The organism is Streptomyces sp. NPDC031049, assembly GCF_055571015.1.
In genome coordinates, this window is the sequence record NZ_JBVIGC010000001.1 from 674,169 (window position 1) to 689,331 (window position 15,163).

20 protein-coding genes are annotated in these 15,163 nt (G+C 69.2%); 1 reads left to right on the forward strand and 19 read right to left on the reverse strand.

Going from position 1 to position 15,163, the window contains the following annotated elements; genetic code table 11:
* Nucleotides 1-114: 114 nt before the first annotated feature.
* The 4 genes from glmM to ACZ45Q_RS02930 all read right to left on the reverse strand — a co-directional run bounded on the left by glmM (nt 115) and on the right by ACZ45Q_RS02930 (nt 4,111).
* On the reverse strand, nt 115-1,473 hold the full coding sequence (gene glmM / locus ACZ45Q_RS02915) for a phosphoglucosamine mutase (protein ID WP_468254042.1): 1,359 nt from the start codon (nt 1,471-1,473) through the stop codon (nt 115-117).
* Nucleotides 1,474-1,682: 209 nt separating this feature from the next.
* Entirely contained in the window at nt 1,683-2,195 is a 513-nt protein-coding gene (gene rpsI, locus ACZ45Q_RS02920) for a 30S ribosomal protein S9 (protein WP_019526966.1), read from the reverse strand.
* A 42-nt stretch (nt 2,196-2,237) separates the two neighbouring features.
* On the reverse strand, nt 2,238-2,681 hold the full coding sequence (rplM, locus tag ACZ45Q_RS02925) for a 50S ribosomal protein L13 (protein ID WP_416525458.1): 444 nt from the start codon (nt 2,679-2,681) through the stop codon (nt 2,238-2,240).
* Between the two features lie 224 nt (nt 2,682-2,905).
* Nucleotides 2,906-4,111, reverse strand: a complete 1,206-nt coding sequence (locus tag ACZ45Q_RS02930) for a glycosyltransferase 87 family protein (RefSeq protein WP_468254045.1) — start codon at nt 4,109-4,111, stop codon at nt 2,906-2,908.
* A 74-nt stretch (nt 4,112-4,185) separates the two neighbouring features.
* On the opposite strand from ACZ45Q_RS02930, the gene ACZ45Q_RS02935 reads away from it, so the two are divergent.
* Nucleotides 4,186-5,067 carry a hypothetical protein gene (locus ACZ45Q_RS02935; RefSeq protein WP_468254047.1) on the forward strand — a complete coding sequence of 294 codons (882 nt, stop codon included), beginning with the start codon at nt 4,186-4,188 and terminating at the stop codon, nt 5,065-5,067.
* A 67-nt stretch (nt 5,068-5,134) separates the two neighbouring features.
* On the opposite strand, the gene truA is transcribed toward ACZ45Q_RS02935, so the two are convergent.
* The 15 genes from truA to rplF all read right to left on the reverse strand — a co-directional run bounded on the left by truA (nt 5,135) and on the right by rplF (nt 15,161).
* Complete coding sequence (truA, locus tag ACZ45Q_RS02940) at nt 5,135-5,989, reverse strand: tRNA pseudouridine(38-40) synthase TruA (RefSeq protein ID WP_468254050.1); 855 nt, start codon at nt 5,987-5,989, stop codon at nt 5,135-5,137.
* Between the two features lie 146 nt (nt 5,990-6,135).
* Nucleotides 6,136-6,639, reverse strand: coding sequence for a 50S ribosomal protein L17 (gene rplQ / locus ACZ45Q_RS02945; RefSeq protein WP_468254052.1), 504 nt, complete (start codon nt 6,637-6,639; stop codon nt 6,136-6,138).
* 181 nt (nt 6,640-6,820) lie between these two features.
* Nucleotides 6,821-7,843, reverse strand: a complete 1,023-nt coding sequence (locus ACZ45Q_RS02950; protein ID WP_003966937.1) for a DNA-directed RNA polymerase subunit alpha — start codon at nt 7,841-7,843, stop codon at nt 6,821-6,823.
* A 149-nt stretch (nt 7,844-7,992) separates the two neighbouring features.
* Nucleotides 7,993-8,397: a 30S ribosomal protein S11 gene (gene rpsK, locus ACZ45Q_RS02955; protein WP_003948617.1), complete on the reverse strand. Its 405-nt coding sequence runs from the start codon at nt 8,395-8,397 to the stop codon at nt 7,993-7,995.
* Nucleotides 8,398-8,461: 64 nt separating this feature from the next.
* A complete protein-coding gene (gene rpsM / locus ACZ45Q_RS02960; protein WP_416525463.1) occupies nt 8,462-8,842 on the reverse strand; it encodes a 30S ribosomal protein S13 in 381 nt (126 codons plus the stop codon).
* Between the two features lie 198 nt (nt 8,843-9,040).
* A complete protein-coding gene (gene rpmJ, locus ACZ45Q_RS02965) occupies nt 9,041-9,154 on the reverse strand; it encodes a 50S ribosomal protein L36 (protein ID WP_003974245.1) in 114 nt (37 codons plus the stop codon).
* 70 nt (nt 9,155-9,224) lie between these two features.
* Nucleotides 9,225-9,446 (reverse strand): translation initiation factor IF-1, encoded by a 222-nt coding sequence (infA, locus tag ACZ45Q_RS02970; protein WP_003948620.1) that lies wholly within the window; start codon nt 9,444-9,446, stop codon nt 9,225-9,227.
* A 249-nt stretch (nt 9,447-9,695) separates the two neighbouring features.
* Entirely contained in the window at nt 9,696-10,532 is an 837-nt protein-coding gene (gene map / locus ACZ45Q_RS02975; RefSeq protein WP_468254054.1) for a type I methionyl aminopeptidase, read from the reverse strand.
* A gap of 202 nt (nt 10,533-10,734) precedes the next feature.
* Nucleotides 10,735-11,385 carry an adenylate kinase gene (locus tag ACZ45Q_RS02980; protein ID WP_468254056.1) on the reverse strand — a complete coding sequence of 217 codons (651 nt, stop codon included), beginning with the start codon at nt 11,383-11,385 and terminating at the stop codon, nt 10,735-10,737.
* Nucleotides 11,385-12,701, reverse strand: a complete 1,317-nt coding sequence (gene secY / locus ACZ45Q_RS02985) for a preprotein translocase subunit SecY (protein WP_468254058.1) — start codon at nt 12,699-12,701, stop codon at nt 11,385-11,387. Before secY ends, ACZ45Q_RS02980 begins: the two co-directional genes overlap by 1 nt.
* A 241-nt stretch (nt 12,702-12,942) precedes the next feature.
* Entirely contained in the window at nt 12,943-13,398 is a 456-nt protein-coding gene (rplO, locus tag ACZ45Q_RS02990) for a 50S ribosomal protein L15 (protein WP_468254059.1), read from the reverse strand.
* A 2-nt stretch (nt 13,399-13,400) separates the two neighbouring features.
* Nucleotides 13,401-13,583, reverse strand: coding sequence for a 50S ribosomal protein L30 (gene rpmD, locus ACZ45Q_RS02995; protein ID WP_004984515.1), 183 nt, complete (start codon nt 13,581-13,583; stop codon nt 13,401-13,403).
* Between the two features lie 3 nt (nt 13,584-13,586).
* Complete coding sequence (rpsE, locus tag ACZ45Q_RS03000; protein ID WP_019753099.1) at nt 13,587-14,192, reverse strand: 30S ribosomal protein S5; 606 nt, start codon at nt 14,190-14,192, stop codon at nt 13,587-13,589.
* A gap of 42 nt (nt 14,193-14,234) precedes the next feature.
* The gene (rplR, locus tag ACZ45Q_RS03005) at nt 14,235-14,618 is read right to left on the reverse strand and encodes a 50S ribosomal protein L18 (RefSeq protein ID WP_416525467.1); all 384 of its coding nucleotides are present in this window, start codon (nt 14,616-14,618) and stop codon (nt 14,235-14,237) included.
* Between the two features lie 3 nt (nt 14,619-14,621).
* On the reverse strand, nt 14,622-15,161 hold the full coding sequence (gene rplF / locus ACZ45Q_RS03010) for a 50S ribosomal protein L6 (protein ID WP_468254063.1): 540 nt from the start codon (nt 15,159-15,161) through the stop codon (nt 14,622-14,624).
* Nucleotides 15,162-15,163 lie beyond the last annotated feature (2 nt).

Sequence of the window (15,163 nt, forward strand, 5' to 3'; positions counted from 1 at the left end):
CGGACGCCATGCTGAGGACAGCGCCCCGAAGGGGCGCGGGGAACTGCGCGACAGGCCACGACGAAACCCGCAGGCCCGCAGCACACAGCCCCCCGACCCGGCGACTCCGAAGAACTACCCCAACGCCGACTTGACGGAATCGGCCAGCCGGCTCGCCACCGACCGGGCCTGCTCGATGTCCGCAGCCTCGACCATCACGCGAACGAGCGGCTCCGTCCCGGAGGGACGCAGCAGCACCCGCCCGGTCTCCCCCAGCTCCCGCTCCGCCTCGGCGACCGCGGTGGCCAGCTCCGCGGAGGTCGTCACCCGGGACTTGTCCACGTCGGGCACGTTGATCAGCACCTGCGGCAGCCGCTCCATCACGGAGGCGAGGTCCCGCAGCGTACGACCGGTCTGCGCGACCCGTGCCGCCAGCATCAGGCCGGTCAGCGTGCCGTCACCGGTGGTGGCGTGGTCGAGGATGATGACGTGGCCGGACTGCTCGCCGCCCAGGGCGAGGCCCTTGTCCTTCATCTCCTCCAGCACGTACCGGTCGCCGACCGCCGTCTGCACGACCTCGATGCCCTCGCGCTCCATGGCGAGCTTGAAGCCCAGGTTGGACATGACGGTCGCGACGACGGTGTCCCGGCGCAGCACGGACCGCTCCCGCATCGCCAGCCCGAGCACGGCGAGGATCTGGTCGCCGTCCACCTCGGCGCCGGTGTGGTCCACGGCCAGGCAGCGGTCGGCGTCGCCGTCGTGGGCGATGCCGAGGTCGGCGCCGTGCTCCACGACGGCGGCCTTGAGCTGGTCGAGGTGGGTGGAGCCGCAGCCGTCGTTGATGTTGAGGCCGTCCGGCTCGGCACCGATGGTGACGACCTCGGCGCCGGCCCGCGCGAACGCCTCCGGCGAGACCCGGGCGGCGGCGCCGTGCGCCTCGTCGAGGACGATCTTCAGTCCGTCGAGCCGGTTGGGCAGCACGGCGACGAGGTGGGCGACGTACTTGTCGAAGCCCTCGCCGTAGTCGCGGACCCGGCCGACCCCGGCCCCGGTCGGCCGGTCCCAGGGGGCGCCGGTGCGGTGCCCCTCGTAGAGGGACTCGATGCGGTCCTCCAGCTCGTCGGCGAGCTTGTGACCGCCGCGGGCGAAGAACTTGATGCCGTTGTCGGGCATGGCGTTGTGGCTGGCGGAGAGCATCACACCGAGGTCGGCGCCGAGCGCGCCGGTCAGGTACGCCACGGCGGGGGTCGGCAGCACGCCGACCCGCAGCACGTCCACCCCGGCGCTGGCCAGGCCCGCCACCACGGCGGCCTCCAGGAACTCCCCGGACGCGCGCGGGTCACGTCCGACCACCGCGGTCGGCCGGTGTCCTTCGAACGTGCCCGCCTCGGCCAGCACGTGCGCCGCGGCGACGGAGAGGCCGAGCGCCATCTCGGCCGTCAGATCCGCGTTGGCGACACCGCGCACGCCGTCCGTGCCGAAGAGTCGTCCCACTTGTCCTCCTGAGGAAACGTCAGTTCCGGAAGCGTGCCGTGCGGCCCACGCACCTGCCTCCGTGTTCCCGGACACCCGCAATGCCCGGCCATCCGATCACACAAGCCGTTGAGCGTCTTGTGCCGTTATACGCCTGACGACGGTGATATACGAACGCCCCGGCAGCACAGTGGCGTGCCGCCGGGGCGTTCGGAGTACAGCAGCGCCGATTAGCGCTTGCTGTACTGCGGAGCCTTGCGGGCCTTCTTCAGACCGGCCTTCTTCCGCTCGACCGCGCGGTCGTCGCGGCGCAGGAAGCCGGCCTTCTTCAGCGGGCCGCGGTTGTTGTCGACGTCGGCCTCGTTGAGGGCACGCGCGACACCGAGGCGGAGGGCACCGGCCTGGCCGGAGACGCCGCCGCCGGCGATGCGGGCGATGACGTCGTAGCGGCCCTCGAGCTCGAGCACCTTGAAGGGCTCGTTGACCTCCTGCTGGTGCACCTTGTTCGGGAAGTAGTCCTCGAGGGTGCGGCCGTTGATCTTCCACTTGCCGGTGCCCGGGACGATCCGGACACGGGCGATGGCGTTCTTGCGGCGGCCCAGGCCGGCGGCCGGCTGGGGCTCGCCGAAGCGGGAGGCCATGGACTCCGAGGTGTACTCGCCCTCGACGGGGACCTCGGACTCGGTGGTGTAGCTGTCGATGTCAAGCTCTTCGAGCGGCTGCTCGGCAGTGGTCTCGGCCACGATTCTCCTCAGATTCTCTTCAGTCTTAGGGGGTGGCCGGACTTACTGCGCGACCTGGGTGATCTCGTACGGCTGCGGCTGCTGCGCGCCGTGCGGGTGCTGGTCACCCTTGTAGACCTTCAGCTTCGAGAGCATCTGACGGCCCAGGGAGTTCTTGGGAAGCATGCCCTTGACGGCCTTCTCGACGGCCTTCTCGGGGTTCTTCTCCAGCAGCTCGTCGTAACGGACGGAGCGCAGACCGCCCGGGTAGCCGGAGTGGCGGTACGCCATCTTCTGGGTCCGCTTGTTGCCGGACAGGTGCACCTTGTCGGCGTTGATGATGATGACGAAGTCACCGGCGTCTACGTGCGGAGCGTAGATCGGCTTGTGCTTGCCCCTCAGGAGGGTCGCTGCGGTGGAGGCGAGACGGCCCAGGACAACGTCCTGAGCGTCGATGACGTGCCACTGGCGCGTCACATCGCCGGGCTTGGGGCTGTACGTACGCACGGTTCGTAGCCTTCGCTTCGAGTGAATGGTCCTGAACAGGTCACCGAAACGATCACGACAGCCTTGACCGCACCGCGGTGACGCAAACCGCGTGCTGGTCGCTGGTCATCGGCCCGGTGGACCGGTGTAAGGGCCCGTCCCGTGAGAATGAGCAAGCCAATACACAACGAACAAGCAGGATACCGGGGGCCTCGGAATGGGTCAAAACGAGGGACCGCCGTGCATCACCGCCTGCTACCACTGTACGTGTCCGCCCGCCGGGGCGCGGCGACGAGCCCTTCCCCCTCCCGGGAGGCCCTCGCCGCCCATCCCTGCCGGGCCACCGTCGCCGCCAGCACACAGAGGGTGACCGCGTCCTTGAAGGCGCGCCGCCGGGGCGGCTCCAGCCAGGGCCAGGTCAGCCCCGGCAGCTGCGGGACCAGGGCCAGCCAGAACCAGGGGCGGCGGGCGACCGAGCCGGCGTACGGCAGTCCGGCGAGCAGCAGGGGCAGGACGACCAGGAGGTAGTGGTCGTAGGAGGGGCGGGAGACCAGGAACGCCGAGAGCATCAGCCCGGCGGCGGTCTCGGCGAGCCGCGCCGCCCCGGCATCGGCCCGGCGCCAGCGCCGCCGGGCGCACAGCACCCCCGCGGCGGCGGCGAGCACCGCGACGGCCCCGGCGAGCGCCGAGGGCACGCCGAGCCGGGGCAGCACGGCCGCCGGGGAGGCCTCGTAGAGCCGGACGAAGCCGTCGTCGCCGCCGAGCAGGAACGGCAGCGTGCGGGTGAAGAAGCCGGCCGGGTCCGGCATCAGCAGCCCGGCGGCGGCGGACGCGCCGAACGGCACGAGGACCGCCGCCGCCAGCGCCCGCCACCGCCCGGCGAACAGGAACAGCAGCACCAGCGGCACCAGCAGCGGCTTCACCGCGACGGCGACGCCGACGACCACGCCCGCCGCCGTCCACCGCCCCCGGCTCGCCGCCAGCAGGCACAGCGGCAGGGCCGCCGCCGCGGTCACCGTCCAGTTGCCGAGCAGCACCAGGTGCGCGAACGGCGCGAAGCCCGCCGCGAGCCCGAGCAGGCCGAGGGCGGCGAAGCGGCTGCCCAGCGGGACCCGGTGCAGCCGCAGCGCGCAGGCCCAGCCCAGCACCAGCAGGGCCGTCACCGTCAGCGGCACCAGCACCCGCAGCACGGCCGCGGACGGCAGTGCCTGCGGTACGGCGGCCAGGACGGCGCTCGGGAAGTACAGGAAGTGCGGATCGGCGTACGGGTCGCCGCCCGCCAGCCAGGTCCGGGCCGCCCGGACGACGATGGCGTTGTCCATCCCGCCGTCCGCGGTGGTGCGTGCCGTACGCGCGACCAGAGCGCCGAGCACCGCGGCGAGCGCCGCCCACAACTGCCACGGCGCCGGTCGCACCAACCACCCGGAGATGTCGCTTTTGCCCGTCCGCATGGGAGGAACGCTAGGGCTTCCGGGGCCCGTTGAGGCGGACCAGCACGCCGGACAACCCGTCTAAGATGCGCCCCATGAGCTTTGGGCAGGGGGGACCCCAGTCTCAGTGGGATCCCTGGAAACCGAATTCCCAGCAGCCCTGGAACAGCGGCGGCGGTGACGGGACCCCGGACTGGGCGGCGCTGGCCGAGGCGTCCGAGGCCCGCAACAAGCGGCGCCGGCTGCTGTTCATCGGTGGCGGCGCGCTGGCCACGGTCGCCGTCGCCAGCGCGGTCGCGGTGGCCGTCGTGTCGGCGAACGGCTCCTCCTCGGCCTCCGGCGACCCCTCCGAGCTGCCCTCGGCGGCCGACATCCCGAGCGAGACCGCCACGGCCCCGTCGTTCGCGCCGACCTCCGCGCCGCCCCCGCTGGACCCGAAGGACTTCGTGTCCAGCGCGAAGAAGGACAAGGCCCCGCTGAGCCCGGACACCCTCTTCCCCGGCACCCAGCTGACCATGGGCGAGACGGTCTACAAGAAGGGCCCGACCGCCGACACCCGCAGCTGCTTCTCCGCCGCGCAGGGCACCCTGCCGAAGGTCCTGAAGGACAACGACTGCACCCGGCTGATCCGCGTCAGCTACACCCAGGGCGGCGTCGCCGTGACGGTCGGCGTGGCCGTCTTCGACACCGCCGCGCAGGCCACCGAGGCCAAGAAGCAGGCCGACAGCAAGAGCATCGTCAAGTCCCTGGCCGGCGGCGGGGTGAAGTCCTTCTGCCAGGGCGCGGTGTGCCGGTCCACGACCAACTCCTACGGCCGGTACGCCTACTTCACCATCTCCGGGTTCACCTCCGGCAAGGACGTCACCGAGAAGGACACCGAGGTCTTCCGGACCGGCGACGACCTGGCGGAGTTCACCTTCCGCCAGATCCGCCAGCGCGGCGAGGCCCAGGCCTCGGCGGCGGCGACGGCCGGCTAGCACCTGCGGGCGCGGCGCCACCGCGCCCGGGCCCGGACCGTTCGGCGGCGGGCCGGGCGGGGACCGCTCAGCAGCAGCCCGCGCCGGGCAAGGACCGCTTGTTCCGCGCCTCGCGGCTGCGCGCCGCGAGCAGCTCGTCCGCCGGGTAGCCGACCTCCTCCAGGGTCAGCCCGTGCGGCCGTACGACGTGCACGGCCGAGTCGCGTACGCCGGCCGCCAGCACCTTCCCCGGCCAGTCGGGCGGGCGGTGCCCGTCGCCGACGAACAGCAGCGCGCCGATCAGCGAGCGCACCATGTTGTGGCAGAAGGCGTCCGCCCGGACGGTGGCCGTGATGATCCCGTCCTCGCCCCGCGCCAGGCTCAGTTCCTGAAGGGTCCGGATGGTCGTGGCCCCCTCCCGCCTCTTGCAGTAGGCGGCGAAGTCGTGCTCGCCCAGCAGGTGCCGAGCGGCCTCGTTCATGGCGTCGACGTCGAGGGGCCAGTCGTGCCACAGGACGTGGTTGCGCAGCAGCGGGTCCACACCGCCGGGGTTGTCGGTGACGCGGTAGGCGTAACGCCGCCAGATCGCGGAGAACCGCGCGTTGAACCCGCTGGGGGCCTCCCGCAGCGCCCAGACCCGTACGTCCCTGGGCAGCCGTCCCGCGAGCCGCTTGAGCAGCTTCCCGTGGTGCTCGCGCCACACGCCCTCGGGCAGGTCCACGTGCACCACCTGCCCCCGGGCGTGCACCCCGGCGTCGGTCCGCCCGGCCACGGTCAGCTCGTACGTCTCCCGCGACCGCGTCACGGTCCGCAGCGCGTCCTCGACCTCCCCCTGCACGGTCCGCCGCCCCCCGGCCTGCTTGGCCCACCCGGAGAAATCGGTCCCGTCATAGGACAGGTCGAGACGCACACGGACATGACCGGGCTGTACTTCGTCACTCACCCCTGCATCCTCTCAGCAACACGAAAGCGGGCCCGCTCCTGAAATGGAACGGGCCCGCAACCGCCCCCCGAAGGGGGCGCGGGGAACTGCGCGACCAGCCACGACAAACCCGCAGCCGCCAGGCACACAGCCCCCCGGCAGAACGCTTACGCGTCCTTCGACTCCTCGGCGGCAGCCTCGTCGTCGGCCTTGGTCGTGTCGACCTTGGCCTCGGGAGCCTCGGCAGCCTCGGCGTCCTTGGCGGCGCGCTTGGTGGCGGCCTCGGCCTCACCCGTCGCCTGCTGCGCGACCGTCAGCGCCTCGACCAGCTCGATGACGGCCATGGGCGCGTTGTCACCGCGGCGGTTGCCGATCTTGGTGATACGGGTGTAGCCACCCGGACGGTTCTCGTAGCGCGGGCCGATCTCGGTGAAGAGCGTGTGGACGACGCTCTTGTCCGTGATGACCTGGAGCACCTGGCGGCGGTTGTGAAGGTCGCCCTTCTTCGCCTTGGTGATCAGGCGCTCGGCGTACGGCCGCAGACGGCGGGCCTTCGCCTCCGTCGTGGTGATCTTGCCGTGCTCGAAGAGGCTCTTCGCCAGGTTCGCGAGGAGCAGCTTCTCGTGCGCGGCGCTGCCGCCCAGACGGGCACCCTTGGTGGGCTTCGGCATGGTGTTTCTCCTAGGTGTCTGCCCCGGCCGTATCAGGTACCGGGGTCAGTATCCGAGCAGGCGGTCGCCTGTCGGAGATCCGGAGGCAGCCCCGAAGGGGCGCCTCCGGAAGGGGCGCGGGGAACTGCGCGACAAGCCACAGTCCGCCCGCACCCGAGTACGGACCGGATGGCCCGAGCTCTTAGTACTGCTCGGTCTCCACGAAACCGGCGTCAGCGTCGTCATCGGCGCCGAAGGCGTCCGCGGCGGCGGTCGGGTCGAACCCGGGAGGCGAGTCCTTGAGCGCCAGGCCCATGCCCGCCAGCTTCGCCTTGACCTCGTCGATCGACTTCGCACCGAAGTTGCGGATGTCGAGCAGGTCCGCCTCGCTGCGCGCGACCAGCTCACCCACGGAGTGGATGCCCTCGCGCTTGAGGCAGTTGTACGACCGGACGGTGAGCTCCAGCTCCTCGATCGGCAGCGCCAGGTCTGCGGCGAGCGCGGCGTCCGTCGGGGACGGACCCATGTCGATGCCCTCGGCGTCGATGTTCAGCTCGCGGGCGAGACCGAACAGCTCGACCAGCGTCTTACCGGCGGAGGCCATGGCGTCACGCGGACGCATCGCCTGCTTGGTCTCGACGTCGACGATCAGCTTGTCGAAGTCGGTGCGCTGCTCGACACGCGTGGCCTCGACCTTGTACGTGACCTTGAGGACCGGCGAGTAGATCGAGTCGACCGGGATCCGGCCGATCTCCTGGCCGACCTGCTTGTTCTGCACGGCGGAGACGTAGCCGCGACCGCGCTCGACGGTCAGCTCCATCTCCAGCTTGCCCTTGCCGTTGAGCGTGGCGAGGACCAGGTCGGGGTTGTGCACCTCGACACCGGCCGGCGGCGCGATGTCGGCGGCGGTGACCAGACCCGGGCCCTGCTTGCGCAGGTACATCACCACGGGCTCGTCGTGCTCGGAGGAGACGACCAGCTGCTTGATGTTGAGGATCAGGTCGGTGACGTCCTCCTTGACGCCCGGCACGGTGGTGAACTCGTGCAGGACGCCGTCGATGCGGATGCTGGTGACAGCAGCGCCGGGGATCGACGACAGGAGGGTGCGGCGGAGGGAGTTGCCGAGGGTGTAGCCGAAGCCCGGCTCCAGCGGCTCGATCACGAACCGGGAGCGGAACTCGTCGACGACCTCTTCGGTCAACGAGGGACGCTGAGCGATCAGCATGTGTGGATCAGATCCTTCAGTCGTGGGCGCCCGCTATATGACGCCCGACGGGACCGCGCCGGAACAGAGCGCGGGTACTGCAAGGGTACGGGCGGTACGACCCGAAAGAGCCGTACCGCCCGAAAAACCGCGGCCTGGAAGGCGACGCGTCAGACGCGACGGCGCTTCGGCGGGCGGCAGCCGTTGTGCGGGGTCGGGGTGACGTCCTGGATGGAGCCGACCTCGAGACCGGTCGCCTGGAGCGAACGGATGGCGGTCTCACGACCGGAACCCGGGCCCTTGACGAACACGTCGACCTTGCGCATGCCGTGCTCCTGAGCGCGGCGGGCGGCCGACTCGGCGGCCATCTGCGCGGCGAACGGCGTGGACTTCCGGGAGCCCTTGAAGCCGACGTGGCCGGCGGAGGCCCAGGAGATCACGTTGCCGGTCGGGTCCGTGATCGACACGATCGTGTTGTTGAACGTGCTCTTGATGTGCGCGTGGCCGTGAGCGACGTTCTTCTTTTCCTTGCGGCGCACCTTCTTGGCAGCGCCCTGACGTCCCTTGGGGGGCATGTCTTAACTCCTACGGAGGTGGTCGGTCCTACAGCGAAGACCGTGGACAGGCGTCCGCTGCGGACTACTTCTTGCCCGGCTTCTTCTTGCCGGCGATGGCGCGACGCGGGCCCTTGCGGGTGCGGGCGTTGGTGCTGGTGCGCTGGCCGCGGACGGGCAGACCGCGACGGTGACGCAGACCCTGGTACGTGCCGATCTCGACCTTGCGGCGGATGTCGGCCTGGATCTCGCGACGGAGGTCGCCCTCGGTCCTGAAGTTGTTGTCGACGTACTCGCGGATCGCGACGAGCTGCTCCTCGGAGAGGTCGCGGACGCGGGTGTTCGGGTCGACGCCGGTGGCAGCCAGCGTCTGCTGGGAGAGGGTCCGGCCGATGCCGAACACGTAGGTGAGGGCGATCTCCACGCGCTTGTCGCGCGGGATGTCAACACCGGAAACGCGTGCCATTCAATGGCTCCTGGTGATCTTCGGAGGTCTTCCACAGGACCGGCTCCCAGCCGCCGTACTAGGTACGAACTGGGTCCCCGGCCTCCGAACCGGGGGTGTCAGACGGCGTACGCCGTCCGGGCCCTGCGTATGAACATATTCAGCTCGCGTCGCGCGAATCCCTGCGATGTGGATGCAGAGGGTGCGGTCGGTCGTGCGTCAGCCCTGGCGCTGCTTGTGGCGCGGGTTGTCGCAGATGACCATGACCCGACCGTGACGGCGGATCACCCTGCACTTGTCGCAGATCTTCTTGACGCTCGGCTTGACCTTCATGGGATGTGAGGTTCTCCGGGTCAGTTGCCGGCGGACCCACGGCGTCGCCGCCGCGGGACGTGGGCAAGATCTACTTGTACCGGTAGACGATCCGGCCACGCGTCAGGTCGTACGGAGACAGCTCCACCACGACCCGGTCGTCAGGGAGGATGCGGATGTAGTGCATGCGCATCTTGCCGCTGATGTGTGCCAGGACCTGGTGGCCGTTCTGGAGCTCGACCTTGAACATGGCGTTCGGCAGAGACTCGACGACAGTGCCCTCGATCTCGATGGCACCTTGCTTCTTGGCCACGCTTCGCCCTTCGAATCGACTACCTTGATCGACTCCGACGTGCACGGAACGCGAGGTCTGCGGGCATGCAGACATGCGGGTGCACAAGAGCCGACGAGTCAGTCTACGTCAGCACACCCGGAAAGGCGAAACGAGGAAGTCTGCCCCACCCGGGAGATCGTTACGCAGCGGGGTCCGGGGGCACCCGAGCGGGCCGGGGGCGGTCACCCGAGCGGGCCGGGGGCGGTCACCCGAGCGGGCCGGGGGCGGTCACCCGAGCGGGTCGGGGGCCGCCGTGATGCCGTACTCCGCCAGCTTGGCCTTGCCGCCGTCGGGGGCCGTCAGGACCAGGGGGCCGTCCTCCGTCAGGGCGACGGAGTGCTCCCAGTGGGAGGACCAGGTTCCGTCCGTCGTCACGACCGTCCAGTCGTCCTCCAGGACGACCGTCTTCGGAGTGCCCAGGGACACCATCGGCTCGATCGCGAGGCAGAAGCCGGGGACCAGCTTCGGGCCCTTGCCCCGCCGGCGGTCGACGTAGTTCAGCAGGTGGGGGTCCATGTGCATCTCGGTGCCGATGCCGTGGCCGCCGTAGTCCTCGATGATCCCGTACCGACCGCCGCCCGGCTTGGGCTGGCGGCGGATGTACGTCTCGACGGCCCGGGAGATGTCGACCAGCCGGTTGCCCTGCTTCATCGCCGCGATCCCGGCCCACATCGACTCCTCGGTCACCCGGGACAGCTCGACCAGCTCCGGGGAGTGACCGGACCCGACGAACGCCGTGTACGCGGCGTCACCGTGCCAGCCGTCGATGATCGCGCCGCAGTCGATGGAGATGATGTCCCCGTCCTTGAGGACGACCTCGTCGGAGGGGATGCCGTGGACGACGACCTCGTTCACGGACGTGCAGATCGTCGCCGGGAAACCGCCGTACCCGAGGAAGTTCGGCTTGGCGTCGTGCTCGGCGAGCACCTTGCGGGCGACCTGGTCCAGGTCCTTCGTCGTGGCACCGGGTACCGCGGCCTCCCGCGTGGCCGCGTGAATGGCGGCGACCACCAACCCCGCCTGACGCATCTTGGCGATCTGCTCGGGGTTCTTGATCTGCACCATGGGGGCTGCGGCCTTTCTTGGACCGGGTACGGACGGACACCATCAACGATACGGGGCGGCCACCGACCAGCCCGTCCGGCGCTTGCGGACGAGGCCGTTCAGGCCGATGGGGGTCCGGGGGCGCGACCCCGGGGGACGGCACCCTCGCCCCGGGCACACGTCGGCCGCGGCCCCTTGCGGAACCGCGGCCGAGCGAGCGCGGCTACTTGCGCTTCAGCGCCTCCAGCGCACGGCCGGTCACCTCGTCGACCTTGCCCATCGCGGAGATGGTCACGACCAGCCCCTGCGCCTTGTAGTAGTCGATGATCGGCTCGGTCTGCGTGTGGTAGACCTCCAGCCGCTTGCGGACCGTCGCCTCGGAGTCGTCGTCCCGCTGGTACAGCTCTCCGCCGCAGACGTCGCAGACGCCCTCCTGCTTCGGCGGCGAGTACGTCACGTGGAAGACGTGCGCCGACTCGTTGCGGCAGACACGGCGTCCGGCGATCCGCTTGACGACCTCTTCCTCCGGGGCCTCCAGGTCCAGCACGGCGTCCAGCTTCATCTGCTCCGTCTCGAGCAGTTCGTCCAGCGCCTCGGCCTGCGAGACGTTGCGCGGGAAGCCGTCCAGCAGGAAGCCGCCCTCGGCGTCGGGCTGCTCCATCCGGTCCTTCGCCATGGCGATGGTGACCTCGTCCGGTACGAGGTTGCCGGCGTCCATGTAGGACTTGGCCAGCTTGCCCAGCTCGGTCTGCTGGCTGATGTTGGCGCGGAACAGGTCGCCCGTGGAGATGTGCGGGATGTGCAGCGTCTCGGCAAGGCGGGTGGCCTGCGTACCCTTTCCGGCACCCGGCGGCCCGACGAGGACGATTCGCATCAGCGGAGGAACCCTTCGTAATTGCGCTGCTGGAGCTGGCTCTCAATCTGCTTCACCGTCTCCAGGCCCACACCCACGATGATGAGGATGCTGGTGCCACCGAACGGGAAGTTCTGGTTTGCCCCGAAACCTGCCAACGCCATCGTCGGCACGAGAGCGATCAGTCCCAGATACAGCGAACCCGGCCAGGTGATCCGGTTGAGTACGTAGCTCAGATACTCAGCGGTCGGTCGGCCAGCCCGGATGCCCGGGATGAAGCCACCATACTTCTTCATGTTGTCGGCGACTTCTTCGGGGTTGAAGGTGATGGCCACGTAGAAGAACGCGAAGAAGACGATGAGCAGGAAGTACAGGATGATGTGCGCGGTGGCGTCCGTGGCCGCGAGGTTCCGCTCGATCCACTGCGCCCAGCCGGAGCTGGAGTTGGAGAACTGGACCACCAGCGCCGGGATGTAGAGCAGCGACGACGCGAAGATCACCGGGATGATGCCCGCCTGGTTGACCTTCAGCGGAATGTACGTGGACGTACCGCCGTAGGACCGGCGGCCGATCATGCGCTTCGCGTACTGGACCGGGATACGGCGCTGAGCCTGCTCCACGAAGACCACCAGGCCGATCATCACCAGACCGACGGCGACCACGGTGCCGAACTCGATCCAGCCGTCGGCCAGGTCACCCTGCTGCTTGATGGCCCACAGGGCGGACGGGAAGGTCGCGGCGATCGAGATGAACATCAGGATCGACATGCCGTTGCCGATGCCGCGGTCGGTGATCAGCTCACCGAGCCACATCACGACGGCCGTACCGGCGGTCATCGTGATCACCATGACGACGGTGGTGAAGATGGCCTGGTCCGGGACGACCTGGTTGGCGACCGTGCAGCCGGAGAAGAGGGCGCCGCTGCGGGCGGTGGCGACGAGGCCGGTGCCCTGGAGGACGGCCAGCGCGATGGTCAGGTAGCGGGTGTACTGCGTGATCTTCTGCGTACCCGCCTGGCCTTCCTTCTTCAGGGCCTCCAGGCGCGGGATCACCACGGTCAGCAGCTGGAGGATGATGCTCGCCGTGATGTACGGCATGATCCCGAGCGCGAACACCGTGATCTGCAGCAGAGCGCCGCCACTGAACATGTTGATCAGGCCGAGGGGACCACCCTGGTTGCCGGACGCCTGGTCCACACACTCCTGAACGGCCCGGTAGTCGACGCCCGGGATCGGGATGTGCGTACCGATCCGGTACACCACGATGATGCCCAGCGTGAAGAGCAGCTTCTTGCGCAGGTCGGGCGTCTTGAACGCCCGGGCGAACGCGGTGAGCACGGTGCCTCCTGCGACCCCCGCGCAACTGCGTCAAGGGTGACGGTCTTGAGGTTCGACTGACGACTTAATAGCTAACGGTCAACTGCCGCCAAGGGTGCCCCATGTGTGACACCCGTGAAAGTGGGCAGTGCAGGCCACCTTACCGGCGAGACCCATGCCCTTGGAACGACCAACCGGGGATACCCCATTTGTGGGGTATCCCCGGTCGGGATCGCTCAAGTCATCGAGACGCCTGAGGTGTTCAGACGAGCTCGGTGACGCTGCCGCCGGCGGCGGCGATCTTCTCCTTGGCGGAGGCGGAGGCCTTGTCGACCTTCACCGTCAGCGCCACGGAGATCTCACCCTCGCCGAGGACCTTGACCAGGCTGTTCTTGCGAACGGCGCCCTTGGCCACCAGGTCCTCGACCGTGACCTCGCCACCCTGCGGGTAGAGCTTGGCCAGCTTGTCGAGGTTCACGACCTGGTACTCGGTCTTGAACGGGTTCTTGAAGCCCTTCAGCTTCGGGAGGCGCATGTGCAGCGGCATCTGGCCGCCCTCGAAGCGCTCCGGAACCTGGTAGCGGGCCTTCGTACCCTTCGTACCACGACCGGCCGTCTTACCCTTCGACGCCTCACCGCGACCCACACGGGTCTTGGCGGTCTTGGCGCCGGGGGCGGGACGGAGGTTGTGGATCTTGAGCGGGTTCTGCTCCGCCATGATCAGTCGACCTCCTCGACCGTCACGAGGTGGCGGACGGTGTGCACCATGCCGCGGAACTCGGGGCGGTCCTCCTTGACGACCACGTCGTTGACCTTCTTCAGGCCAAGCGAACGCAGGGTGTCACGGTGGTTCTGCTTGCTGCCGATGTAGGACTTGACCTGCGTAATCTTGAGCTGCGCCATGATTTACGCACCCGCCCCGGCACGCGCACGCAGCAGGGCCGCGGGGGCGACGTCCTCGAGCGGCAGACCACGGCGGGCCGCGATCTCCTCGGGACGCTGCAGGCCCTTCAGGGCCTCCACGGTGGCGTGCACGATGTTGATGGCGTTGTCGGAGCCGAGCGACTTCGACAGCACGTCGTGGATACCGGCGCACTCGAGCACGGCACGCACCGGACCACCGGCGATCACACCGGTACCGGGGGACGCGGGCTTGAGCAGCACGACGCCGGCAGCCTTCTCACCCTGGATCGGGTGCGGGATGGTGCCCTGGATCCGGGGGACCTTGAAGAAGTGCTTCTTGGCCTCCTCAACGCCCTTGGCGATGGCGGCCGGCACCTCCTTGGCCTTGCCGTATCCGACACCCACGGTGCCGTCACCGTCGCCCACCACGACCAGCGCGGTGAAGCTGAAGCGACGACCACCCTTCACAACCTTGGCGACGCGGTTGATCGCGACGACGCGCTCAACGTACGCGGTCTTCTCGGCGGCAGCAGCGCCGCCGTCACGGCCCTTCCGGTCCCGCCGCTCGCCGCCACCGGCACCGCTTCCGCGGCGCTGGGGTCCAGCCATTGGAATTACCTCTCTCTGTTTCCGCTAGCTACGGAACCTGGCTCAGAACTTGAGCCCGGCCTCGCGGGCGGCGTCGGCCAGGGCGGCGATGCGCCCGGCGTACTGGTTGCCACCACGGTCGAACACGACGGCCTCGACACCGGCGGCCTTGGCACGCTCGGCGACCAGGGCGCCGACCTGCTTGGCCTGCGCGGACTTGTCGCCCTCGCCACCGCGGATCGAGCTGTCCAGGGTGGACGCCGACGCCAGGGTGTGGCCCTTCAGGTCGTCGATCACCTGCGCCACGATGTGGCGGTTGGAGCGGGTCACGACCAGACGGGGACGCTCCGCGGTACCCGAGACCTTCTTGCGGATCCGGATGTGACGGCGCTTGATCGAGGCGCGCTTGTAGGCGTCGCCCTTGAGGATCTTCTGCCCGTATGCCATGGCTTACTTACCCGCCTTTCCGACCTTGCGGCGGATGACTTCGCCCTCGTACTTGACGCCCTTGGCCTTGTACGGGTCGGGCTTGCGCAGCTTGCGGATGTTGGCCGCGACCTCGCCGACCTTCTGCTTGTCGATGCCCTCGACCGAGAAACGGGTCGGGGACTCCACCTTGAAGGTGATGCCCTGCGGGGCCTCGACCAGGATCGGGTGGCTGTAGCCGAGGGAGAACTCCAGGTTCGAACCCTTGGCGACGACGCGGTAACCGACACCGCTGATCTCGAGCTTCTTCACGTAACCCGTGGTCACGCCGGTGATCATGTTCGCCACCAGCGTGCGGGACAGGCCGTGCAGGGCCTTGTTCTGACGCTCGTCGTTGGGGCGGGTGACGTTCAGGACGCCGTCCTCACCCTTGACGACCTCGATCGGCGCGACGACGGTGTGGGTCAGCTCGCCCTTGGGGCCCTTGACCTTGACCGTACGGCCGTCGATGGTGACGTCCACGCCGGCGGGAACCGCGATGGGGAGCTTGCCGATGCGCGACATAG

Excerpts from the sequence above, each read along its gene's own strand:
- rpsM (WP_416525463.1), bottom strand. The coding sequence starts at position 8,842 with ATGGCACGCGTTTCCGGTGTTGACATCCCGCGCGACAAGCGCGTGGAG.
- ACZ45Q_RS02935 (WP_468254047.1), top strand. The coding sequence starts at position 4,186 with ATGAGCTTTGGGCAGGGGGGACCCCAGTCTCAGTGGGATCCCTGGAAA.
- rplO (WP_468254059.1), bottom strand. The coding sequence starts at position 13,398 with ATGGCGGAGCAGAACCCGCTCAAGATCCACAACCTCCGTCCCGCCCCC.
- rpsK (WP_003948617.1), bottom strand. The coding sequence starts at position 8,397 with ATGCCCCCCAAGGGACGTCAGGGCGCTGCCAAGAAGGTGCGCCGCAAG.
- ACZ45Q_RS02930 (WP_468254045.1), bottom strand. The coding sequence starts at position 4,111 with ATGCGGACGGGCAAAAGCGACATCTCCGGGTGGTTGGTGCGACCGGCG.
- ACZ45Q_RS02980 (WP_468254056.1), bottom strand. The coding sequence starts at position 11,385 with ATGCGAATCGTCCTCGTCGGGCCGCCGGGTGCCGGAAAGGGTACGCAG.
- rpmJ (WP_003974245.1), bottom strand. The coding sequence starts at position 9,154 with ATGAAGGTCAAGCCGAGCGTCAAGAAGATCTGCGACAAGTGCAGGGTG.
- ACZ45Q_RS02950 (WP_003966937.1), bottom strand. The coding sequence starts at position 7,843 with ATGCTGATCGCTCAGCGTCCCTCGTTGACCGAAGAGGTCGTCGACGAG.
- rplF (WP_468254063.1), bottom strand. The coding sequence starts at position 15,161 with ATGTCGCGCATCGGCAAGCTCCCCATCGCGGTTCCCGCCGGCGTGGAC.
- rplR (WP_416525467.1), bottom strand. The coding sequence starts at position 14,618 with ATGGCATACGGGCAGAAGATCCTCAAGGGCGACGCCTACAAGCGCGCC.
- rpsE (WP_019753099.1), bottom strand. The coding sequence starts at position 14,192 with ATGGCTGGACCCCAGCGCCGCGGAAGCGGTGCCGGTGGCGGCGAGCGG.
- rplQ (WP_468254052.1), bottom strand. The coding sequence starts at position 6,639 with ATGCCGAAGCCCACCAAGGGTGCCCGTCTGGGCGGCAGCGCCGCGCAC.
- rpmD (WP_004984515.1), bottom strand. The coding sequence starts at position 13,583 with ATGGCGCAGCTCAAGATTACGCAGGTCAAGTCCTACATCGGCAGCAAG.
- map (WP_468254054.1), bottom strand. The coding sequence starts at position 10,532 with ATGGTGCAGATCAAGAACCCCGAGCAGATCGCCAAGATGCGTCAGGCG.